Raw genomic sequence first — 22872 nt, forward strand, 5'->3', positions numbered from 1 at the left:
TGTATTTTATATTTGTTAAACTTACAAAAAAAATGCTCCAAAAAGCAGCAGCTTTTGGAGCATTTTACAAATTAAATCAATAATTAAATTATGATTTTACGAGTTTATCTTTTTTCATTTTAGGAGAAACAGTTCCTTTTGCAACTCCACCTTTTGATTGCAAATCATCTAAGACATTCAATGCTTCTTCAACATAAACATCTTTAGATAATGCCTGATGCCAGACATCTCTTTTCTCTTTTAAGGTTGCATCACTTTTCATTTCCAATTCTTCATAAGGTAAAGATTTAAAAACCAGACTATTTTTATACTCTGAAATTGGTTTATATTTCTTTCCTTCATTTTCAACTTGTTCCTGAGTCGCTTTGAAACTATTAATATTCAAGCTATAAGTGTTCTCTTTATTTTTAACATCAATCCATTTTGCATTGTCTTCGATCAATTTGAATTGAGCATTTTGTGAAATTCTGTTTTTACTATTCAAAATTGCTTTCGAAAAGTTTTCATTAGAAGTCCATGTGCTATAATCAGCCGGGTCTATTTTATCCCAAGGCATTGCATTATCAATATCGCGTTCTCCCATTTTCAGGTAAGCATAACGATCTGGCATAACCACATCACTATGAACTCCTTCTAATTGCGTTGAACCTCCGTTGATTCTGTAAAACTTTTGTCCTGTAATTTTCAAGGCACCTAAATCACCATAATTTGCATTACGAACAAACTGATTTAAATCAAGAACGTTTTGCACAGTTCCTTTTCCGTAAGTTTGTTTACTACCAATGATAACCCCACGTTTGTAATCCTGAATTGCAGCAGCCAAAATCTCTGATGCCGAAGCTGAGAAGCTGTTTACCATAATTACTAATGGACCATCCCATTCGATTTTTTTATCTTTATCGTATAAAACTTCTTTCTTTTTACCGGCAGATTTTACCTGAACAATTGGTCCTTCTTCGATAAACAAACCAGCGATGTCAACAACTGTAGACAAAGATCCACCACCATCATCACGAACATCCAGTACAATACCATTAATATCTTCTTTTTTCAGTCTTTCAACTTCAAGGGCAATATCTTTTCCGGCATCACGGCCATCTTTATTTTCAAAATCAATATAAAATTTAGGTAAATAGATCACGCCGTATTTCAATCCGTTTCTTTCTACAATACTGGATTTAGCATAGGTTTCCTCAATTTCAACTACATCTCTTATAATCGAAATTACCTTAATTGTTCCATCTACTTTTTTAACGGTAAGTTTTACTTCAGTTCCTTTGTGTCCTTTAATTTTTTTCACAACATCATCTAAACGCATCCCTACAACATCTACAGGTTCTTCGTTTCCTTGTGCTACTTTCAAAATTAAATCTCCCGCCTCAAGTTGTTTTCCTTTCCATGCAGGACCTCCTGAAATCAATTCGTCTATTTGGGTAAAATCATTTTTCTTGGTTAATCTTGCACCAATACCTTCTAATTTACCACTTATATTAACATCAAAACGATCTTTTTCTTCAGGGGCAAAATAGCTTGTATGCGGATCAAAACGAGTCATTATTGAATTTACATAAACAGAAAACCAGTCTTCTTTATTTAAATCTTTAATAAGACTAAAATTGTCGTCTAATGATTTTAATGAACTCTCGCGGGTTTCTTTTTCTAAAGTTTCGAAAGTTTTTACTTTATATTCAGGATCTGTTTTCTTTTTATCTTCTTCTAACTTTTGTTTTGTTACAAGTGATGAAAGTGTCGATAATTTAATTTGTTTTCTCCATCTTTCATTGATCTCTGTTGCATTTTTTGCATAAGGGAGCTTATCATAATCAGCATTGAATGTTTCGTCAACATCATAATTAAATGGCTGCGCTAAAATAGTCTTATAACGTTTTTTGCTTTCTTCCATACGTTTCATCAATCTTGTATAAGTAAGATTGAAAAAAGTCAGGTCTTTATTTAAAAACTGATCATCCAACTGCAGCTCATATTGTTTGAATTCATCAATATCAGATTGCAAAAAGAATCTTTTTGAAGGATCTAATGCTTCAATATAATCTTTAAAAATCCCTTTAGAAAACTCATCGTTTATTTCTGCCGGGCTATAATGTCCTTTTTCAATAACGAACGCAAGTAATTCTAAAAGTGTTTTATCTCTGTTTGGATCCGGATCAGCACTCTTATCTGCATTAATTTTAAAAGCAAATAAGGTTAAAGACAAGCATAATACGGCTATAAGTATTTTATAATTTCTTTTCATAAACTTAATAATAGCATTCATCAAATTTTTTAATCTAAGTTAACTGTAAAAATTGTGCCAAGTTGCCAAGTTGACTATAATTTTTTGTTAAAGATATAAAAATGTTTGATGTTCAAAAGTCTTCTTTAATTTAGTTTGCAATTTTTATCTATTTGTTAGTATTCTACCAAAATCTGTTACTACATTTGCTTTTACAAGCTTTAATTTTGACAAATCAGAACAAAAATTTCATCATGAAAAATGAAAAACCTTTAATATTAGTTACAAATGATGATGGAATTTTGGCTCCAGGAATCAGGGCATTAATAAGTGTTATGGAAACTATTGGCGATGTTGTCGTTGTGGCTCCTGACAAACCTCAAAGTGCTATGGGACATGCGATTACCATCAATAATACTTTATTTCTGGATAAAATTTCCAAAGAAGAAGATTTAATAACAGAATACAGCTGTTCCGGAACTCCTGTAGATTGTGTTAAACTGGCAGTAAATGAAATTTTAAAACGAAAACCGGATTTATGTGTTTCCGGAATTAATCATGGTTCAAATTCCTCTATAAATGTTATTTATTCAGGAACTATGAGCGCAGCTGTCGAAGCCGGAATTGAAGGTATTCAGGCAATTGGTTTCTCTTTATTAGATTTTGACTGGAATGCAGATTTTGAGCAGATAAAATCATTCGTAAAAAAAATCACTTTAGAAACGCTTAAAAACAAACTACCTCCAGGTGTTGTTCTGAACGTTAATTTTCCAAAACTAAAAGAGAAAGAAATTAAAGGAATAAAAATTTGTCGTCAGGCGAAAGCTTATTATGCTCAAAAATTTGACAAACGACAAACTCCTTATGGAAAAGATTATTACTGGCTTACAGGAAAATTCACAAACGAGGACCAAGGCGAAGATACAGACGAATGGGCTTTAGAAAATGGATATATATCTGTAGTTCCCGTACAATTTGACCTGACTGCACATCATTCTATGCAGCAACTTAATACCTGGAATTTAAATGAATAAAAAAGATATTTTAATTGGTTTTATAATTGGAATTTTTACGGCATTGCTGGGAAGTTATTTGTTTGTTACTTTCTTTACCAAATTTGATTTTGCAACAGGACTTCAAACCATAAAGAAAGAAGGTTATTTAGGAAAAGTAATCACTATAGGTACGGTTTTAGATCTTGCCGTTTTTTGGATTTTATTAAAAAGAAATGAAGAACTTAAAGCAAGAGGCGTAGTTTTGGCAGTGATTGTTCTGGCTATTTCTACTTTATTTATTTAAATCTTATCTTTGCCTTGCAAAAAAATGCCGGTGTTTTAATTATCAAAAATACACTTTCAATACAATTCATATGAAATATTACATAATCGCAGGTGAAGCCTCGGGAGATCTACACGGTTCAAATTTAATGAAAGCTTTATACGAAGAAGATCCTCAGGCCGATATTAGATTTTGGGGAGGAGATTTAATGCAAAAAGCCGGAGGAACTTTAGTAAAACATTATCGTGAATTGGCTTTTATGGGTTTTGTTGAAGTGATTTTTAATCTAAAAACCATTTTGAACAATATTAAAATTTGCAAAAAAGACATTCTGGAATTCAAACCTGATGTTTTGATTTTTATCGATTATCCCGGTTTTAATATGCGAATTGCAAAATGGGCGAAAACCTTAAATTACAAAACACATTACTATATTTCGCCCCAAATTTGGGCTTGGAAAGAAAACCGAATTAAAGCTATCAAGCAGGATATTGACAAGATGTTTGTCATATTGCCTTTTGAAAAAAGCTTTTATGAAGACAAACATCACTTTCCGGTAGATTTTGTTGGACATCCGCTAATTGATGCCATCCAGAATCAGCCTCCTTTTGATGAAACTGTATTTAGAAAAGAAAACCAATTAGGCGAAAAACCTATTATTGCGGTTTTACCAGGAAGCCGTAAACAAGAAATTACAAAAATGTTAAGTGTTATGCTTAGTGTTGTTGATGATTTTCAGGATTATGAATTTGTAATTGCAGGTGCTCCAAGTCAGGATTTCGAATTTTACCAACAGTTTATCAGTAATAAAAACATCAAATTTATTTCGAATAAAACGTATGATTTACTTCGTTCGTCAACGGCAGCTCTGGTAACTTCAGGAACAGCAACACTCGAAACTGCTCTTTTTAAAGTTCCGGAAGTGGTTTGTTACAAAGGAAGTTCTATTTCCTACCAAATTGCAAAACGCATCATTACCCTAAAATACATTTCGCTTGTTAATTTAATTATGGACCAGGAAGTTGTTACAGAATTAATTCAGAGCGAATGCAATACCAAGCGTATTAAAGAAGAATTACAGAAATTATTAGAACCAGACTATCGCCAGAAACTGCTTAAAAATTATGATATTTTAGAACAAAAATTAGGCGGAGTTGGCGCGAGTAAAAAGACAGCAAAACTTATTGTTGCTGATTTAAAACAAGTTTAAAGATTCATTGGTTTGAAAAAAATAATTTTATTTCTGTTTTTAGTGCTATTTTTTGCTTCTTGCAAATCGACTTCGACGGCTGTTAGCAAAAAAGAGTCTAAAAGAGAGAATAGAAATACAGTTAATAATCTAGTTGAAAAAGCTACAGCCAATATTGGCGTAAAGTATAAAGCAGGCGGTACAACAAAAAACGGCTACGATTGTTCCGGATTGGTATTTACTACATTTGAATCAGAGAATATTAAATTACCAAGACCTTCTTATGAACAAGCAAAAGTTGGAAAAGTAATTAAAGTTAGCGATGCTCAAAAAGGTGATTTAATCTTTTTTAAAACCAACAAAAGCAAACAAATTAATCATGTTGGGCTTATTACCGAAGTAAATTCAAATGAAATAAAATTTGTTCACTCTTCAACATCAAAAGGTGTTATAATATCCTCTACAAAAGAGCCTTATTATCAAAATTCTTTTGTGCAGATTAATCGAATTGTCGAGTAAATTCAAATAAATAAAATATCTTTTTTTTCTTACAAAATATTTAATACTTTTAGCAAATGAAAGTATTAAGTTTTCCTTTAACCAAAATTACAATTTGGTTTCTATTTGGTATTATATTTTGTTATTACAGCAACCCTGAACTTGATATTGTTCTGGCTTTCTTTATTGCCTTTATACTTCTATTTTCTACTTCATATTTTCTCATCAAAAAAAATAAAAAATTTAATCCTGTTTTTGGAATCAGCGTTTATAGTGTCTCTTTTTTTATTGGCGTAATAACTTTGTCTCTTCATACTAATTCAATTCAAAAATCGAATTACATTCATTGCAAAAAGGCATTTGAAAATCCTCAAGCCTTAACATTTACGCTACGCGAAAAACTCAAAAGCAATACTTATAACGACAGATTTACAGCGTTCATAAATACCATAAACGACAAAGCTTATTCCGGCAAAATAATTGTTAACATTCACAAAGACAGTCTTCAAAATCCTATCATAGGAAGCGTCATAAAGGTTAATACTGCTTTACTGGGAAATAGCTCAAGTAAAAACCCGAATCAGTTTAACTACAGTAAATATCTGGAGGACAAACAAATTTACGCACAGGTATACATTAGCAAATCTGAGATCAGCATTAACAAAAAATTCAAAAAAGACATTTGGTATTATTCCGGAAAGCTCCATTCCAGGATTGTAAGAAATCTTGAAACAGCTCATTTTAATAAAGAAGAAATGAATGTAGCCCTGGCACTAATCTTAGGGCAACAACAAGATATTTCTACAGAGATTATTCAGGATTATCAATATTCAGGCGCAACACATATCCTTTCGGTATCAGGACTACATGTAGGTTTTATTATGCTATTTATTAATTTTATTTTAAAACCAATTCCTAACACCCGCAAAGGTTCATTTATTAAATTATTATCAATTCTAATTTCCTTAACGATTTTTGCTGTAATATCAGGTTTATCACCATCCGTTTTACGTTCTGTTGTAATGTTTTCATTTTTAGCAACCGGAAATCATTTACGAAGAAGCGGAAGCATTTATCATACTTTATTAGTCTCGATGCTTTTAATATTACTTTTTGAACCTTATTTTTTATTTGATGTAGGTTTTCAATTGAGTTATCTGGCATTACTTTTTATAGTATGGCTTCAACCATTACTAAAACGCATATGGACACCAAAACAGAAAATTTTAGTTACTATCTGGAATGCACTAACCGTTTCGTTTGCAGCACAAATAGGAACGCTGCCTTTGTGCCTGTACTATTTTCATCAATTTCCGGGACTATTTTTTGTTACCAATATTGTGATTATTCCGCTTTTGTCTTTTATAATGATTGCAGGAATTATAGTAATGATTTATGCTGTCTTTACTTCACCTCCAATATTTATAATCGAAATTTTTGAAAAAAGCATTTATCTTCTCAACAAAACAATACATATTGTCGCCTCGTTTGAATGGTTTGTAATACGTGATATTAGTTTTAATTTCTACTTCCTTATAACTTTTTATCTGTTTATTATTGCTGCAATTATTTGGAATAAAAACCCCAATTACAACAAGTTTGTAGTTTTTTTAATTACAGTCATTTTATTGCAAATTTCTTTTCTCATCACTAAAAAGGAAATAGAAAGCAAACACGAATTAATCGTTTACAATACAAAGAAGAATACTTTGATATCTGAAAGAAGAGGAAAAAAGATTATAATTTTTACAACTGATACTATTTCAAAAAATAATATTTTAAACATGTACTTAATTGGAAATTTTGCTGAATTAAAATCGACTCATAAAATCAAAAACACTTTATTTTTCAATGGAAAAAAAATAGCCCTAATTGACAGCTCAGGAATTTACACAACTAAAATACAACCTGATATACTAATCCTTACGCAATCACCTAAAATAAATTTAGAACGCATTTTGAACGATTTGCACCCAAAAATTCTAATTGCAGATGCTTCTAACTCCTATAATATGCAGAAAATCTGGAGAACGACTTGCCTTAAAAAAAACATCCCTTTTCACACAACAAACGAAAAGGGATTTTATAGATTAAACTAGATTTCAATAAAATCTGATTATTCTCCGCTCAGGATCATTTTAGCATCTGATATCCATTTTTTTGCTCCTCCAAGTTTATATTCGAGCAAACCTAGTTTATTAATAGTGGGTTTATTTTTTCTAATAGAGGCTGTAGCAAGACAAACCTGAGTTAGTTCTTCGATACCTAAAGCCTCTTTTAATCTATTATTTTGTTCTCTTTCTTCGTTTGATGCAGCATCAGACAAATCAAGTTTTAATAAGACAACATTTTCACCAGACCAGTCGGCAAAATCAGTAGTAGCAAAAACCTCGCTCTGTATTTTCTGGGAAATGCCAGATGAAGTAAACAATATCAACAAAGGTTTTCTTTGCTCATCACTGGATATAATAGCTTCGTTCATATTTGTTTTCCAGACTAAACTCTGCGAATGCAGAAAAAATGAACCTAAAAAAAATAGTAGAGTAAGTAGTTTTTGTATCATGTTAGTTCTGTTTTTGATTGTGTTTATTTGACTAATTTAACACAAATAATACAAAATACGAATACAAAACAACATTTCATTAATTAAAAAACAACAAAAATAAATATTAAGCAATAAAAGCGCAACAAATCTATAAAAAAGAAAAAAAAACGCACTATAAATATTAAAGTATTGATTAGCAGCAGAAAAACTATATATAAAAAATCCCTTATTGCTAAGTGAGCAAAAGGGATACAAATTTATGCAGGCATTTACTAAATCATTTATGGATTCAAAATCAAATTGGCATCATTTATCCAGCCTTTTGCTCCTCCTGGTTTATAAGGAACAATACCCAGATTATTAAAAGTTGTTTTTCCTTTTCTAACAGAAGCCATTAAAAGACATGCTTGTGGCAATTCATCAATACCTAATGCATTTTTTAATTTTACATTTTGATCTTTTACAGTATCAGATACATTGGCGTCAGACAAGTCAAGTTTAACTAAAATAACATTATCACGCGACCAAACCACAAAATCCGGTGTTCCAAAAATTTCGCTTTGAAATTTCTGCGAAACACCCGCCGCAGTAAAATAAATTAACAAAGGTCGTTTTTGTGTATCACTTGCCATGATAGCATCATTCATATCAGTCTTCCAAACTTGAGAATGCAGAAAAAACGAACCTAAAAAAAATAGTAAAATAAGTAGTTTTTGGGTCATATTAAATTGGTTTTAAGTAGGTTTACGCGACTAAATTAACATAATATCTGAACCAAACAAATGAAATTAAAACAAAAAATATAGAAAAAACACCAAAAACAATAATTCATTAAAAAAATCTCAATTTTTTAGCAAAATGAAAAAAAATAGTAACTTAAAAAGTAAAATCTTAATTGCAATTATTTGATTAACGGGTAAAAAAAATCCCTTTTCACCGTAAAGCGAAAAGGGAACCTACAAATTAAACTAAGAAACTTAATTTAAATTTAATTATTCACTAGGATGCAAAATTGAATTTGACTCTGCTATCCATGCTTTTGCACCACCTGGCTTATAGGCGATTTTTCCTAAAGCACTAAACGTTGTTTTATTTTTTCTAACCGAAGCGCTTGCAAAGCATACTTCAGGTAAATCCTCAACACCAAAGGCATTTTTTAATTTAACATTTTGTTCTTTATCACTATCATCAGCTGAGTTATCAGACAAATCTAATTTTACAAGAACAACATTATCACGTGACCACACCGCAAAATCCGGTGTTTTAAAGACTTCGTTCTGAAGATTGTCCGGTACACCTGAGGCAGTGAATAAGATCAACATTGGTTTTCCTAGTTCATTACTTATTGCAATAGCATCAGTCATGTTTGTTCTCCAAACTAAATTTTGCGAATGCAGAAAATATGAACCTAAAAAAAATAGTAGGATAAGTAATTTTTTAGTCATAGTATAATGGTTTTGGTTAGTATAGCATGACGAAATTAACATATTATTTTAATTTTCCAATTTTTATTAATACAAAAAATACATTATGTGTTTTTTTTATTGTAAAAAAATATCAAAGTCTTAAAAACAGCAAAAACAAACGATAACTTTTCTTACTAAACAAAAAAAACTCCTTACAAGAAAGTAAGGAGTTTTTATAAAACGGTATAGATTTTTATTCTCTTAAGATTTTTTTGGATGAACAATTCCTTCAGCAACTGTTAACCAGGCAGATGGACCACCTGCAACATAACCTGTTTGACCAAGGCCTTTAAAATTAACTTTTCCATCCTTTGACTCAGCACTTGTAAAAAATACTGTAGGGAAACCCTGAATGCCAAAAGCTTGCTGTAGTTCATTATTCTGATTTTTAATCTCAGGCGTCTGAGGTGTTCTTCTAGGATAATCTAATTCAACTAAAATAACATTATCCTTAGCCCACTTAGTAAATTCAGGCGTTTTTAAAACTTCATTTTGCAAACGAATACACCAACCGCACCAATCACTTCCGGTAAAAAACATCAACATTGGTTTTTGTTCTTTATTACTTACAGTAATTGCCTCTCTTACATCAGTATACCATTTTAGTTCCTGCGCTTGCGTTGCAAATGCCCCAACTAAAAACAATGTTATTAAAAATATTTTTTTCATCTTTATTTTTATTTTCGACAAATTTAAACAAAAAAAGAATCGCTTAATACGGTCTATTTTACTTCTTGCATTAATTTTCTAATAATAGGTGAAATCGCAATTAAAATAACACCTGCAACAATAGAATAAATGGCTAATTGATAATATCCTTCTGTATAGGATTGAAGCTTAGAAAGCAAAGTATCTCCTGTATTTGATCTTGAAATTTCTGCACCTAACTTTCCTGCAAATAATTGCCCAAATGCACTGGCCAGAAACCATAATCCCATCATCATACCAAACAATCGTTTTGGAGACAATTTAGTAATAATAGACATCCCGATTGGTCCTAAACAAAGTTCTCCAATTGTTGTGATCAGATAAGCAAAAGTAAATACATTTAGCGACGCTATACCTTTAGAATTCGCGAAGAACTTAGTTAGATAAAAAATATAAAACGAAGCTCCAAGAAATAAAAATCCAATTCCGAACTTAATTAATGTGTTTGGTTCAATTCTTCTTTTTCCAAGCCAAAGCCATAATAAACCAATAATAGGACTTAAAACTACCACGAAAAAGGTATTCGAGCTATTATTTACCACATTAGGATCTATTGTAAAAAACAACAATTTGTTACTAAGATTATCTTTTGCAAAAAGTGACAGTGAACCACCACTCTGCTCATAAATAGCATTAAAGAGCAAATAAAAGAATACAAACAAGAACGCTGCAAAAAGCTTTTTCTGCAACTTTATATCTCCAAGTTTAATCAGTTCATATGTAAAATACAAAACAGCCACTATTCCAATTGTGTACATGAAATAATCTGTATAATCTGTATTTTTTACCATTATAAAAATGAATGGCAAACTTAATATTGAAATTGTATATACAGCAATTTCACGAAATCTTCTTTTGGCAGGTTCTAAATCCAATAAAGGAGAATCCCCAATTGGTCCCAGATATTTTTTAGTAAATAAAAAGGTAACCAAACCTAAGAACATTACTACTGCTGCTGATAAAAAGCACAATTGCCAAGAGTAATATTTTCCTAAATAAATACACAAAGCACCTCCTAAAAGACCTCCTACATTTATTCCGGCATAAAACATTCCGTAACCAGCATCTCTTCTTCCGTCATCTTCATGATACAACTCTCCTACCATCGAAGAAACATTTGGTTTAAAAAACCCTGTTCCAATAATCGAAAAAGCAATACCGTAATAAAACATAGTCTGCGGAGAAAAGGCAATCAAAAGATTGCCCAGAATCATAACGATTCCTCCAAAGAATAATGACTTTTTGAACCCCAAAACCTTATCAGCAAAAATACCGCCAATAAAAGTAAAGGCATATACAAAAGCCTGAATAGCCCCGTATTGCAAATTGGCATGTTCATCTTTTAATAAAAGCTGATCTACCATAAAAAAAGTAAGAACACCACGCATTCCGTAAAAACAGAAACGTTCCCACATTTCAACAAAAAACAAATACCACAATTGTTTTGGATAATTGCCTTTAAAATTTTGAATTTCTTCTAATGTTATTGTTTTCTCCATTTTATCTAACGCCATGCATCATTTTTTTCAAGAACGGAGTCAAAGCAAATAATATAATTGCAGCGATACCTGTAAGCACAACAAATACCATAAAAAACTCGTATAAGTTATGAATTTCAAAACCGGCAAAAAAGTGATTATGAGCGCTAATCTGATGTTTTTCTAAAAGTGACAATTGTTCAGCAGTAGGTACTATTTTGTTATCTAAAACAGCCTGAAGATCAATTCCTAATTCTTTTGCTTTTGCAAATTTATCTCCTGTCGCAGGTAAAATAGAACCTAAAGTTCCTCCTAAAGCATAACCAGATGCATTAGACAAGAAAAATACCCCGTATAATAAAGAAGCAAAACGTTTTGGAGACAATTTACCTACCAATGATAAACCAATTGGCGACAAACACAATTCAGCACAAGTATTTAAGAAATACAATAAAATAAGCCATTTTACTAATAACAATCCTGAAGTTCCAATATACGAAACCTGAGTTGCGATCATAAAGAAACTCAAAGAAATTACTACTAAACCAGCTGCTAATTTTACCGGCGAAATTGGCTCTTTATCTTTTGCTCTTAACGTATCCCAAAGTATACTAAATGGTACTGCCAGGATAACTACGAATAATCCGTTAAAAATCTGCACCATAGAAGGAGGCATTAACCACCCAAAGAAATGTCTGTCAGTTTGATTGTCCGCAATAAAGGTCAATGACGAACCTGCTTGTTCAAAAGCCGCCCAAAAGAAAATAATAAAGAATGAAACGATATAAATTACAATAATCCTGTCTCTTTCAATTTTTGTTAAAGAAGTGTCCGAAATAATTAATCCGGCTAATGATAAACCACTTGAGTATATTAATGTATAAATCAAATTTTGCCCTACAACATAATGAAAAAAGAATCCTAAAGCAACAAATGCAAGTACAGCAATTGTCAAAGCCTTACTAGAAAAATTAGCTTTTTGCGCTTCTCCTTCTTCAAAATCAGAAGCATCATTTTTAGACGGCAAACCACCTAATGGTTTTCCTTCCGGAGATACTACATATTTATTTTTTAAAAAGTAAAAAAGAACTGTTCCTAATAACATCGCAACAGAAGCCGCCATGAATCCCCATCTAAAAGCATGAATATCTCTAATTCCGCCAGCATCTTTTACATCACCTAACAAAGGACAAATAGACTGACCTAAGAAAGCCCCGATATTGATACCCATATAGAAAATAGTGAAAGCACTATCTAATTTTGTTTTTTCCTGTTTAGGATATAAACTTCCAACCATACTTGAAATATTTGGCTTGAAGAATCCGTTACCAAAAACGATAACTCCTAATGCAGAATACATAATAATTTTAGCCAAAGGTAAGTTAGCTTCAAAAATACTTCCGCTCGTAAAAAGCAACATTTGACCTATTGCCATTAATAAACCTCCTAACAAAATACAGTTTCTGTTCCCTAAAAAACGATCGGCAACAAAACCTCCCAACATTGGCGTTAAGTAACAAAGTCCAAGGAAACCTCCATAAATTAAAGACGCTTCTTCTTCTTTCATCAATAATGAATTCACAAGAAATAAAGTTAATAAAGCTCGCATTCCATAAAAATTGAATCTCTCCCACATCTCCGTTCCAAACAATACCCAAAGTCCTTTTGGATGCGCCGTTTTTACTTGAGTTTCTCCCATATTATTCATTATTTGTTAAAGGTTAAAAATTTTAGATTATAAATTCTCTTTGATAAAGTTAGTCATTTTATTGTAAAGCTGGATTCTCGTCTGACCTCCATAAATTCCATGATCTTTGTCCGGATATATCTGAGAATCAAATTGTTTATTAGCCTGAATCAACGCTTCCATCATTTGCATAGAATTTTGCACATGAACGTTGTCATCACCAGATCCGTGAATCAATAAAAACTTACCTTTTAATTTATCAACATGATTTATTGGAGAATTTTGATCGTATCCGCTTGCATTTTCCTGTGGAGTCTGCATGTATCTTTCTGTATAAACACTGTCATAAAAACGCCAGTTTGTTACCGGAGCAACAGCGATTGCCATTTTAAAGACATCATTTCCTTGAAAAATACAGTTTGAAGCCATAAAACCACCATAACTCCATCCCCAGATTCCAATTCTTGATGCATCAACATACGGATAAGCACCAATTACTTTTGCCGCATCGATTTGATCTTCTACTTCGTATTTACCTAATTGCTTTTGTGTTACTTTTTTGAAATCAGCACCTTTGTAACCTGTTCCTCTACCATCTACGCAAGCTACAATGTAACCTTGCTGTGTAAGCATCATAAACCAATATTCATTAGAACTTCCCCATTGATTAACAACTTGTTGAGATCCCGGACCTGAATATTGAATCATAAATACAGGATATTTTTTAGAAGCATCAAAATCTTTTGGCTTCATAATCCATGCATTTAATTCATTTCCTTTAGCTGTTTTTAAAACAAAAAATTCTTTAGTTGGCAGGTTATACCCTTTCAGTTTAGCAGCAAGTTGCTGATTGTTTTCTATAATTTGAATTTCTTTTCCGCTTTTTGCCTCGTTTAAACTGTAAGTTACAGGTTGAGAAGCATTTGAAGAAGTATTTATAAAATACTGAAAATTAGGACTAAAAGTAGCTGCGTTTGCACCTGTAGTTTTAGACAAACGAACTTTATTTTTCCCGTCTAATCCTATGCGGTAAATATCTCTGTTTATAGAACCATTTTCTACAGATTGATAAAAAATAGTTTTGTTTTTTTCGTCGAAACCGTAATACGAAGTTACTTCCCAGTTTCCTTTTGTAACCTGATTTTTAAGTTTTCCTGTTTTATCGTAAAGATATATATGATTAAAACCGTCTTTTTCGCTTGTCCAGATAAAACTATTGTCTTTCAGAAATGTCAAATTATCCGTAACATCAACATATGCTTTATCTTTTTCGTTCAAAACTACTTTTGCAGTTGCTGTAGTTCCATCAACAAATACCAAATCGAGATTATCCTGGTGGCGGTTTAAAACCTGAGCAGACAATACATTGTTATCATTTGTCCATTGTAATCTCGCAATATAGAAGTCATTATAATTTCCTAGTTGTACTTTTTTAGTGGCATTGCTGGCCGCATCATATATATGCAATGAAACTTCTGAGTTTTTTTCTCCTGCTTTCGGATATTTGAACGTTTCAATAGTTGGATATAAATCTTTTTTGAAAATTGACATTGAGTATTCCGGAACCTGACTTTCATCAAAACGAATATACGCTAGTTTCTTACTGTCTTTACTCCAATCAAAAGCACGCACAAAAGCAAACTCCTCTTCATAAACCCAATCCGTAATACCATTTATAATTGCATTCTTTTTTCCATCAGTTGTAACTGCCGTTGATTTCTTTGAAGCTACATCATATACATAAAGGTTGTTTTCTCTGGCATATGCAATTTTAGTCCCGTCAGGAGAGAAAGTAGGCTCCTGAATCTGAAAATCAAAAAGTTTAGTTAATGATTTAGATGCTATATCATATAAAAAGTAATCTGCCGTAAAGGAGTGGCGAAAAATTTTATTAGTATTACAAGCAATGAGTATCTTTTTTTCAGAGGCATCAAAAGTATAACTATCAATTCCCTCAGCAAGTGCTGCATGATTTTTAGTGTCAATTAAGTTCGATACTTTTTTAAGTGTTGCAAAATCATATAAGTCAATCTGCATACTTCTACTTGCCTGATCTACATTTAAAACAGTATATTGATCTGTATTCTTTAAAGATTGCAATTCGTCCATGCCTTTTGCCCGAAATACCCCACCATAAATATCTTCGATAGTAATTTTTTGTTGACCAAAAACAGTAGCAACTAAAAATAAAAGTATTACAGTAATTTTACTTGTATTCATTAGAATTATTTTAAATATAAAAAAGAGCCCAATTTTAGTAAAAAAAATGAACATAATACACATTTCAACTGTTAAATGTTAAAAAAAATAACGTTTGCGTACTTTTCAAATTTCAAATACTTTGCAAACAAAACTCTTAAAATGGTATCTTTGCCGCGACATTATTATTTAAAATACTGAGAATGAACAACGCTGTTGCCGGATTTTCTAAATTATCCAAAAAAGAAAAAATAGACTGGATTGCCAATACTTATTTTTCAAACCCTGAAGAAGCGCTGAATATTATAAGAAATTACTGGAATTCAGACGAAAAGCTTCAACAATTGCATGATGAATTCATTGAAAACACCATTACAAACCTATATATACCACTTGGAGTCGCTCCTAACTTCTTAATCAACGGAAAATACAAAACTATTCCAATGGCTATTGAAGAAAGTTCTGTAGTCGCAGCAGCATCAAAAGCAGCAAAATACTGGTCAACCAGAGGAGGTTTTAAAGCAACCGTAATAGATACTGAAAAGATTGGTCAGGTACACTTTATTTACAACGGTGATGCAGAAAAACTTCAATCATTTTTTGATCAGATAAAACCTAAATTTTTCACTGAAACACAAAGCATTACAAAAAATATGCAACAACGTGGCGGTGGAATTTTAGATATAAAACTAAAGGATAAACGAAGCTTACTTGAAAATTATTTTCAGCTTCATGCAACTTTTGAAACAAAAGACAGCATGGGAGCCAATTTTATCAACTCCTGTCTAGAGCAATTTGCAACAACTTTAAAAGATGAATTTCAAAATTCAGATTTATTTTCTGAAGATGAATCACTAAAGGTTGTCATGAGTATTTTATCTAATTATGTCCCTCATTGCGTTGTAAGAGCAGAGGTTTCCTGCCCTATTCAAGATCTGAAAGAGAAACATATAGATAATCCGCAAGAATTTGCCGAGCGTTTTCTACAAGCGGTACAAATTGCCGAAGTAGAACCTTTTAGAGCCGTAACCCACAATAAAGGAATCATGAATGGTGTTGATGCAGTAATTCTTGCCACCGGAAATGACTTTAGAGCGGTTGAAGCCGGAGTTCACGCTTATGCTTCCAGAAATGGTCAATATTCAAGTTTATCGCATGCTAAAATCGAAAACGGAATTTTTACTTTCTGGCTTGAAATTCCTTTGGCTTTAGGAACTGTTGGCGGATTAACATCTTTACATCCTTTGGTAAAATTATGTTTCGATATCCTTGAAAAACCTTCTGCAAAAGAATTAATGCAAATTGTTGCTGTAGCCGGTTTGGCACAAAATTTCGCAGCTTTACGCTCCTTAACTACAACCGGAATCCAGGAAGGCCATATGAAGATGCACCTGAACAACATCATCAACCAATTTGAAGCCAGCGAGGAAGAACGTCGCTTAATTAAGGCTCATTTCAAGAAAAATGCAGTTTCACACAGTGCTGTCGTAGAATTTATTGAAAACTTAAGAAAATAATTTAGTCAGAAAATCAGAAGCTATTCCCGCTATTCTTTGCAATCTTTTATTTTTTTTAAAGTAAAAGTAAAGGATTTGTCCCGAGGCTTCGGGACTATCGGGGCTAAAAAAACAAGAATGAAAACAACCTTTTACAGTAACGGAAAACTCTTAATTACAGGTGAATATTTAGTATTAGATGGCGCCAGGGCATTTGCATTACCCACAAAATTTGGACAGAATTTAATTGTAGAAAATGGTTCAGATCAGGAAATTCAATGGAAAAGCTACAATTATGATGAACAGCTTTGGTACGAAGACACTATTTCATTTTCAGAAATCATTACTAATGCAGATATTAAGATTGAAACTGTAAAAACAACTTTAATCAATATTCTTCACGAAGCTTACATTTTAAATCCTGATTTTATTAATAACTCTCCAGGATATAAAATCATCACAGAACTTACATTTCCTAAAAATTGGGGATTAGGCACATCATCAACTTTATTAAACAACATTGCACAATGGACAAAAGTTGATGCCTTTACACTGCTTAAAAACAGCTTTGGAGGAAGTGGTTATGATATTGCCTGCGCACAAAATAATACTCCAATTGTTTACAGGCTCGAAGATAATTTGCCGGTAGTTGAAACCGTTACTTTTAATCCGGATTTTACGCAGCACATCTACTTTGTTTACCTTAATAAAAAACAAAACAGCAAAGCTGCTATTAGCGCTTATTACAACAACAAAAACCAAAATTTGGTTCATAATATTATAGATAACAATAAAATTACTAATGCAATCCTGGAATCTAAAACCCTTAAGGAATTTGCCCATAATGTCGAAAAACATGAAATTCATTTAAGCAACATTTTAGAAATACGCACTATTAAAGAAATTGCTTTTCCGGATTTTAATGGTGTAGTCAAAAGTCTTGGTGCCTGGGGTGGTGATTTTGTGATGGCAATTTCAAAAGAAAATCCTGAAACCTATTTTAAATCAAAAGGATATGAAACCATTCTTTCGTATAATGAAATGATTTTACAGCCATAAGTTATTCATCTGCAAATATCATAAAACAAAAAAAGTAAACTTCTCAGTTTACTTTTTTTTATCCTTATTTCTTATGATGATTTTTCCAGACGTCGAACTTTTTGAGTTTCTAACTCATTAGATTCGATTAGCGTATTATGTAAACGCTCTGCCATTTTTTCTATGCTGTTTGTAATAGAATCATACACAACTTCCATCCGGCGATGTTTTTCTTCTTTAACTGCCCTTAATACATCTTCGACAAAAACCTTATCGTATTTTTCAGCAACAGAGTCACGGGTATTAGTAAGTCTGATCACATAATCGTTACTCAATATAGTAACCTTAAAATGCTGCTCTTCGTTACTTAAATAGTATTTTCCACCCAATTCATCAACATTGATGTCAGTACTGCCAACTTTTAAAAGCTCCGTAATAATTCCGTAAATATGATTTTCTATTTTGGAATATACCCGAGGTTTTCTTTTGAACAAATTAAACTTATAAAACATTCAGCATCTGATTATTAAAGTCGTTTTTTTTTATTATTAGTTTTATTTTTTACCTAATGCTTATGTAAAATATTTTACATTATTAGAATAAAAATTCGGACAAATTAACTGTAATAATTTGAATATCACAAATATTTTAAATTATATTTCCATTATTCCCATGTAGTTAAATAAATAGATAAAACATTTACTACAAAACAGTTACAAATTATATTTAACAAAAAACCCGAAACATTCAAATGAATGTTTCGGGTTTTATATTTAAACCTTAAATTACTAAAAACTAGTAATTAAATTGTAATCTGTTATCTTCAATTTTAGCATTGTTTTTCAAAGCCGGTAAGATTCTGCTTGCGTCAGATGCGCTTTGAGCTTTTACTTTAGCAACATATTCAGCATGATTAGCAATTGCAGGTGCTTTTACAGTACTAATGTTTTTTACCACATAAACTCCTGTGTTTCCTTCGATTGGAGCAGATACTTTATTAGCCGCTAATGCAAATGCATTACCAACAACTTTAGGCTCTTGTCCAACTCCACCAGGCAGAACCGGATTATCCATAGTTACGTTAGTCGCTTGTTGAACAGCAACACCAGCACTTTTAGCTGCAGCTTCTATTGTAGAACCTTTTAATTTCTCTTTTAAGATTTCAGCTTTTTTCTTGTTTTTCAAGATTGACTCCACATAAGGTCTTGCCAATGTTACAGATACTAAACCAGATTTGTTTTCGCTTTTGTATTGTGCAATTACGTGACCAATATTAGCGATCTCAAAACGTTTTACGTCTCCAACATTCGTTTCTTTATCATAAGCCCATCTTACAATGTTACGTTGGTTTCCTAAAGGACCAAACGCTTCATCCATAGCTTTTGCAGTTACAGGAGGAGCAACTTTTAAGCCTAACTCTTTTGCTGTAGCATTAAAATCTTTATCAGCAGCATCCATTTCGAATTTAGTTGCCAATGTAAATACTTTATCAGAAGTAGCTTCAGAAGGCTCAATTTTTTGAGCAATTGTAGCTAAACGAATTCCGTCTTGTTTATCTGTAATTTTGATAATATGAAATCCAAAAGGAGTTTCAACTAAACCAACTTTTCCAATTCCGTTGTTGAATACAAAATCATTGAATGGTTTTACCATTTGGTTTGATCCAAAATATCCTAAATCACCACCTTGCTGTGCAGATGAATCATCAGAGCTTGTAAAAGCCAACATCATGAAACTATCCGGATTTGCCTGAACCTGAGCAAGAATTTCTTCTGCTTTAGCTTTAGCTTCTTCTTTAGTTCTTTTTTCTTTTTGGTTTGGAGTCTGAGATCCTTCGTAACCAATTAAAATATGACTTGCTTTTGCATTAACACCAGCTTTAAATCCTAAAGATTTAGAGATAGCATAATATTTTCCGTAAACGTATGGTCCGTAGATTGCTCCTGCTGGTAAGCTGAATAATTTATCAGCATCTACAGCTGGTAAAGCATTTTTAGGAACATAAGTAGAATCATAAGGAACATCAGAATTTGAGTTTACAAATTCAGCAATGTTAGTTGCGGTTCTAAAACCTGGCAAAGTATCGTTTTTACCTGTTTTAGCATTGTATTCTACTCTTCCGTTTAATAATGCCGTGATTTTAGCTTTAATTTCAGCTTCATCTTCTTTTGAAGCTTTATCTTCTACTAAAACATATTGAATTTCACGAGTAGCATCTGCTTTGAATTTTTTCTCGTTTTTCTTCATGTAATCTACAATTTCCGAATCAGAAATTTTTACTTCGCTATCTTTTATAGAAGAATATAAAGCTGCAGCATAAGCAAAGTTTACTTTGTTAGCTTCCATTTCATATTTTAATTTTCCTTCGCTAGCTGTAGTATAAAGACCTGCTTTTACTAATGTATTGTAGATTTGAAATTTTGCGTTTAATTCAGCATCTTTTTCTTTTTCAGAAATATATTGTGCTGCTTCAGGATTAGCTTTAAAGTATTCTTTAAACTTTACAACATCAAAAGCACCAGCTGCGTTCAAAAACATTGGATTTTTACCAATATTTGGATCTGATTTTAAAACTTCAAGTAAGTGTTTTTCACCAACTCTTAATCCTAATTTATCAAATTCAGCTGATAATAATGCGATCGAAACCTCTTGATCCCAAACTCTGTTTGCAGCTTCAGTGGAAGTAATTCCTTGTCCACTTTTTTCAACATTACTAACTTTAACTCTAAAGTCTTCAAATGAAATATCTTTTCCATCGATGCTTCCTACATCTTTTGAACTTTGACCGAAACTTCCTCTGGTGAAAAGATCTTGTATTATAAATGCAAATAATGCAAGTGCAATAACTCCTATCAATAAAGCGGAACGCTGTCTAATTTTTGCTAAAACTGCCATTTTTATTATCGTTAATTTTATATTCAGTTTGCGAAAATACAATTATCTAGTTAATAACAATACAACTAGCGTTTTATTTTACACAATTTTTTTTATTAATTAAAAAAATCACTCTTTTATTGTCAATTTAACCAATTCAATTTTCTTATTTGTGGCTTCTTCAATTACAAAATGATAGCTGTCAATCACTATTTCTTCTCCCTTTTGTGGGATTTCTTTTGTAGAATTCACAATAAATCCTCCCAAAGTTCCGTAAGAATCTTCTTCAGGAATATTCAATTTATAGGTTTCATTTAAATATTCAACATCTAATCTGGTCGAGAACAAATATTTACCCTCGCCCAACTCCTCTTCGATCAACTCCTCTTCTTCTGAATCGTGCTCATCTTCAATCTCTCCAAAAAGCTCTTCGACTATATCCTCAATAGTTATAATTCCTGAAGTTCCTCCATATTCATCTAAAACGACAGCAACATTCTTTCGTTTTTTGATCAATAAATTCAAAGCATCTTTAATCAGGATAGTTTCCGGAACAAACTCAACGGTCATCAAAACCGATTTTATTGTTTTAGGTTTTTTAAACAAATCAAACGAATGCACATATCCCACAATATCATCAAGCGAGTTTTGACTCACCACTATCTTAGAATAACCGGTTTCGACAAACAGTTCTTTAAGATCTGTAATACTGTCAAACAAATCTATATCTACAATCTCTGTACGTGGCGTCATGATATCACGTGCCTTTACGCCTGAAAACTCCAGCGCATTCTGAAAAATCTGAATCTCTGAATCTAATTCTTCATCATCTTCAACAGAGTTCATTTGTTCTGTGATATAATTTCCAAGTTCAATTTTACTAAAATATAATTGCACCTGATCGCCTTCTGTCTTGAAAAATTTTCTCAAAACAAAATCCGAAATCCAGATAAAAAATGTCGAGATGTAATAAAACAATCGGTAAAACAGATAAGCCGGAATTGCAAAAATCTTAATCAGTGAATTGGCATAAATCTGAAAAAAAACTTTCGGAAAAAACTCTGCCGTTATCAAAACTATAAAAGTCGAAATTATGGTTTGAACCAACAAACCAGTTGCATCAGAGAAATGAAATCCTAAATTGCCAAAGCATTTCAGGACTAAATCACCCATGTAAAAACCATAAACTACCAATGCCACATTGTTACCAATAAGCATTGCAGCAATAAATTTTGAAGGATTCTCGGTAAGTTTAGTCAGGATTTGTGACAAAAAATTATCTTGTTTTTTTTCTATTTCAAGATAAATCTTATTCGAGGAAATAAAGGCTATTTCCATTCCTGAAAAAAAGGCTGATAGTATTAAACATAGTATTATAATACTAATTTCCATTTTTTATTGTTTTTTATAATGGTCGTCAAATTTCTTGGCGTATTTTCTCCTGAAGAAAAACATAAAAATGCTCACACCTGCAACTATAAAGCTTAACCACGGATTTTCGCCAGGTGAATTTAACTTCGTAACTCCATCATAAATGAATGCAGCTGCAATTAATAAATAAAGATATTGTGTGTATTTTAAAATGCCCATAATTATATTTTTTCGTCTGATTCTATTTCACCGCTTACGCGCTGTGAATTAATTACTTTAAAGTCTTTACTAAAATCGATACCCTGACCATAAGAAACTCCTTTTGCATCTGTAAGCTTGAATTTTCTTTCGGTATAAAACCATTCATTTTTCTGATCAAAATACAACTGCTCCGTTTCAAGCATTTGCCCTGTTTCTGATGTAATTTTTACTTTTCCCTGTAAATCTATTATCTGGGTTGGCTTATAAGAAACGGCATAATTTGACACGATAAAAGTACGCTTTTGTTTTTTATCATATAAAGTAACATCAATTCCTTTTGGAAATTCAGTAAAAGGAAAATCCAGATTAGAGTAATCTAACATTTTACGGCTTTTTAAAACCGCTGTTATAAGACCGGAATCTGTATATTTTATATTTACTGTATCTGCATCACTTCCGGGAACAAACTCTGAGAAGTTAATTTTTTGAACTTCTTTAAAATTACTTTCACATCCAAAAAACAGTGTCACAGCAAAAACTGTGACAACGGTTATAATATATCTTTTTGGTAAATTCATTTGCCAAATGTAGTAAATTGTAATGAGCTTAGA

At 31.9% G+C, this 22872-nt stretch carries 20 protein-coding genes; 7 read left to right on the plus strand and 13 right to left on the minus strand.

The annotated features are described in order from the left end of the window. Positions 1–88: 88 nt before the first annotated feature. Positions 89–2275, minus strand: coding sequence for a carboxy terminal-processing peptidase (locus RC62_RS16665; RefSeq protein WP_055097245.1), 2187 nt, complete (start codon positions 2273–2275; stop codon positions 89–91). A 212-nt stretch (positions 2276–2487) separates the two neighbouring features. Here RC62_RS16665 and surE point away from each other — a divergent pair, with 212 nt between their 5' ends. The 5 genes from surE (at position 2488) to RC62_RS16690 (ending at position 7297) form a co-directional block, all read left to right on the plus strand. Then, positions 2488–3267 (plus strand): 5'/3'-nucleotidase SurE, encoded by a 780-nt coding sequence (gene surE, locus RC62_RS16670; RefSeq protein ID WP_055097247.1) that lies wholly within the window; start codon positions 2488–2490, stop codon positions 3265–3267. Next, positions 3260–3532 carry a hypothetical protein gene (locus RC62_RS16675; protein ID WP_055097249.1) on the plus strand — a complete coding sequence of 91 codons (273 nt, stop codon included), beginning with the start codon at positions 3260–3262 and terminating at the stop codon, positions 3530–3532. The genes surE and RC62_RS16675 overlap by 8 nt, the downstream gene beginning before the upstream one ends. Positions 3533–3602: 70 nt before the next feature. Next, positions 3603–4721 (plus strand): lipid-A-disaccharide synthase, encoded by a 1119-nt coding sequence (lpxB, locus tag RC62_RS16680; RefSeq protein ID WP_055097251.1) that lies wholly within the window; start codon positions 3603–3605, stop codon positions 4719–4721. A 12-nt stretch (positions 4722–4733) separates the two neighbouring features. Then, on the plus strand, positions 4734–5219 hold the full coding sequence (locus tag RC62_RS16685; protein ID WP_055097252.1) for a C40 family peptidase: 486 nt from the start codon (positions 4734–4736) through the stop codon (positions 5217–5219). A gap of 56 nt (positions 5220–5275) precedes the next feature. Next, on the plus strand, positions 5276–7297 hold the full coding sequence (locus RC62_RS16690; RefSeq protein WP_055097255.1) for a ComEC/Rec2 family competence protein: 2022 nt from the start codon (positions 5276–5278) through the stop codon (positions 7295–7297). A gap of 17 nt (positions 7298–7314) precedes the next feature. Here the strand turns inward: RC62_RS16690 and RC62_RS16695 are convergent, their stop codons facing one another. The 7 genes from RC62_RS16695 to RC62_RS16725 form a co-directional block, all read right to left on the minus strand. Then, positions 7315–7761, minus strand: a complete 447-nt coding sequence (locus RC62_RS16695) for a hypothetical protein (protein WP_055097257.1) — start codon at positions 7759–7761, stop codon at positions 7315–7317. Positions 7762–8024: 263 nt separating this feature from the next. After that, on the minus strand, positions 8025–8465 hold the full coding sequence (locus RC62_RS16700; RefSeq protein ID WP_055097259.1) for a hypothetical protein: 441 nt from the start codon (positions 8463–8465) through the stop codon (positions 8025–8027). Positions 8466–8735: 270 nt separating this feature from the next. After that, on the minus strand, positions 8736–9188 hold the full coding sequence (locus RC62_RS16705) for a hypothetical protein (RefSeq protein WP_055097753.1): 453 nt from the start codon (positions 9186–9188) through the stop codon (positions 8736–8738). A gap of 222 nt (positions 9189–9410) precedes the next feature. Continuing rightward, positions 9411–9878, minus strand: a complete 468-nt coding sequence (locus RC62_RS16710) for a thioredoxin family protein (protein WP_055097262.1) — start codon at positions 9876–9878, stop codon at positions 9411–9413. Between the two features lie 53 nt (positions 9879–9931). After that, the gene (locus RC62_RS16715; RefSeq protein WP_055097754.1) at positions 9932–11416 is read right to left on the minus strand and encodes a peptide MFS transporter; all 1485 of its coding nucleotides are present in this window, start codon (positions 11414–11416) and stop codon (positions 9932–9934) included. A 1-nt stretch (position 11417) separates the two neighbouring features. After that, complete coding sequence (locus RC62_RS16720) at positions 11418–13094, minus strand: peptide MFS transporter (protein ID WP_055097264.1); 1677 nt, start codon at positions 13092–13094, stop codon at positions 11418–11420. A gap of 36 nt (positions 13095–13130) precedes the next feature. Further along, complete coding sequence (locus tag RC62_RS16725; RefSeq protein ID WP_055097266.1) at positions 13131–15302, minus strand: S9 family peptidase; 2172 nt, start codon at positions 15300–15302, stop codon at positions 13131–13133. A gap of 182 nt (positions 15303–15484) precedes the next feature. On the opposite strand from RC62_RS16725, the gene RC62_RS16730 reads away from it, so the two are divergent. Together RC62_RS16730 and RC62_RS16735 are read left to right on the plus strand one after the other, a co-directional pair. Beyond that, on the plus strand, positions 15485–16798 hold the full coding sequence (locus RC62_RS16730; protein WP_055097268.1) for a hydroxymethylglutaryl-CoA reductase, degradative: 1314 nt from the start codon (positions 15485–15487) through the stop codon (positions 16796–16798). A 117-nt stretch (positions 16799–16915) separates the two neighbouring features. Further along, the gene (locus RC62_RS16735) at positions 16916–17836 is read left to right on the plus strand and encodes a GYDIA family GHMP kinase (RefSeq protein ID WP_055097755.1); all 921 of its coding nucleotides are present in this window, start codon (positions 16916–16918) and stop codon (positions 17834–17836) included. 71 nt (positions 17837–17907) lie between these two features. Here the strand turns inward: RC62_RS16735 and RC62_RS16740 are convergent, their stop codons facing one another. The 5 genes from RC62_RS16740 to lptC form a co-directional block, all read right to left on the minus strand. After that, positions 17908–18327, minus strand: a complete 420-nt coding sequence (locus RC62_RS16740; RefSeq protein ID WP_055097271.1) for a hypothetical protein — start codon at positions 18325–18327, stop codon at positions 17908–17910. A 283-nt stretch (positions 18328–18610) separates the two neighbouring features. Continuing rightward, positions 18611–20710, minus strand: a complete 2100-nt coding sequence (locus RC62_RS16745; RefSeq protein ID WP_055097273.1) for a peptidylprolyl isomerase — start codon at positions 20708–20710, stop codon at positions 18611–18613. A gap of 108 nt (positions 20711–20818) precedes the next feature. Next, the gene (locus RC62_RS16750; RefSeq protein WP_055097275.1) at positions 20819–22081 is read right to left on the minus strand and encodes a hemolysin family protein; all 1263 of its coding nucleotides are present in this window, start codon (positions 22079–22081) and stop codon (positions 20819–20821) included. A 3-nt stretch (positions 22082–22084) separates the two neighbouring features. Beyond that, positions 22085–22279 (minus strand): hypothetical protein, encoded by a 195-nt coding sequence (locus tag RC62_RS16755; RefSeq protein ID WP_055097277.1) that lies wholly within the window; start codon positions 22277–22279, stop codon positions 22085–22087. 2 nt (positions 22280–22281) lie between these two features. Continuing rightward, positions 22282–22839, minus strand: a complete 558-nt coding sequence (gene lptC, locus RC62_RS16760) for an LPS export ABC transporter periplasmic protein LptC (RefSeq protein ID WP_055097279.1) — start codon at positions 22837–22839, stop codon at positions 22282–22284. Positions 22840–22872: the final 33 nt, after the last annotated feature.

This window comes from Flavobacterium aquidurense (assembly GCF_001404985.1).
GTDB classification, from domain to species: domain Bacteria; phylum Bacteroidota; class Bacteroidia; order Flavobacteriales; family Flavobacteriaceae; genus Flavobacterium; species Flavobacterium aquidurense_B.

Bases quoted from the DNA above. Each gene is read 5' to 3' on its own strand.
- RC62_RS16665 (WP_055097245.1), bottom strand. From the start codon at position 2,275: ATGAATGCTATTATTAAGTTTATGAAAAGAAATTATAAAATACTTATA.
- surE (WP_055097247.1), top strand. From the start codon at position 2,488: ATGAAAAATGAAAAACCTTTAATATTAGTTACAAATGATGATGGAATT.
- RC62_RS16675 (WP_055097249.1), top strand. From the start codon at position 3,260: ATGAATAAAAAAGATATTTTAATTGGTTTTATAATTGGAATTTTTACG.
- lpxB (WP_055097251.1), top strand. From the start codon at position 3,603: ATGAAATATTACATAATCGCAGGTGAAGCCTCGGGAGATCTACACGGT.
- RC62_RS16690 (WP_055097255.1), top strand. From the start codon at position 5,276: ATGAAAGTATTAAGTTTTCCTTTAACCAAAATTACAATTTGGTTTCTA.
- RC62_RS16695 (WP_055097257.1), bottom strand. From the start codon at position 7,761: ATGATACAAAAACTACTTACTCTACTATTTTTTTTAGGTTCATTTTTT.
- RC62_RS16700 (WP_055097259.1), bottom strand. From the start codon at position 8,465: ATGACCCAAAAACTACTTATTTTACTATTTTTTTTAGGTTCGTTTTTT.
- RC62_RS16705 (WP_055097753.1), bottom strand. From the start codon at position 9,188: ATGACTAAAAAATTACTTATCCTACTATTTTTTTTAGGTTCATATTTT.
- RC62_RS16710 (WP_055097262.1), bottom strand. From the start codon at position 9,878: ATGAAAAAAATATTTTTAATAACATTGTTTTTAGTTGGGGCATTTGCA.
- RC62_RS16715 (WP_055097754.1), bottom strand. From the start codon at position 11,416: ATGGAGAAAACAATAACATTAGAAGAAATTCAAAATTTTAAAGGCAAT.
- RC62_RS16720 (WP_055097264.1), bottom strand. From the start codon at position 13,094: ATGGGAGAAACTCAAGTAAAAACGGCGCATCCAAAAGGACTTTGGGTA.
- RC62_RS16725 (WP_055097266.1), bottom strand. From the start codon at position 15,302: ATGAATACAAGTAAAATTACTGTAATACTTTTATTTTTAGTTGCTACT.
- RC62_RS16730 (WP_055097268.1), top strand. From the start codon at position 15,485: ATGAACAACGCTGTTGCCGGATTTTCTAAATTATCCAAAAAAGAAAAA.
- RC62_RS16735 (WP_055097755.1), top strand. From the start codon at position 16,916: ATGAAAACAACCTTTTACAGTAACGGAAAACTCTTAATTACAGGTGAA.
- RC62_RS16740 (WP_055097271.1), bottom strand. From the start codon at position 18,327: ATGTTTTATAAGTTTAATTTGTTCAAAAGAAAACCTCGGGTATATTCC.
- RC62_RS16745 (WP_055097273.1), bottom strand. From the start codon at position 20,710: ATGGCAGTTTTAGCAAAAATTAGACAGCGTTCCGCTTTATTGATAGGA.
- RC62_RS16750 (WP_055097275.1), bottom strand. From the start codon at position 22,081: ATGGAAATTAGTATTATAATACTATGTTTAATACTATCAGCCTTTTTT.
- RC62_RS16755 (WP_055097277.1), bottom strand. From the start codon at position 22,279: ATGGGCATTTTAAAATACACACAATATCTTTATTTATTAATTGCAGCT.
- lptC (WP_055097279.1), bottom strand. From the start codon at position 22,839: ATGAATTTACCAAAAAGATATATTATAACCGTTGTCACAGTTTTTGCT.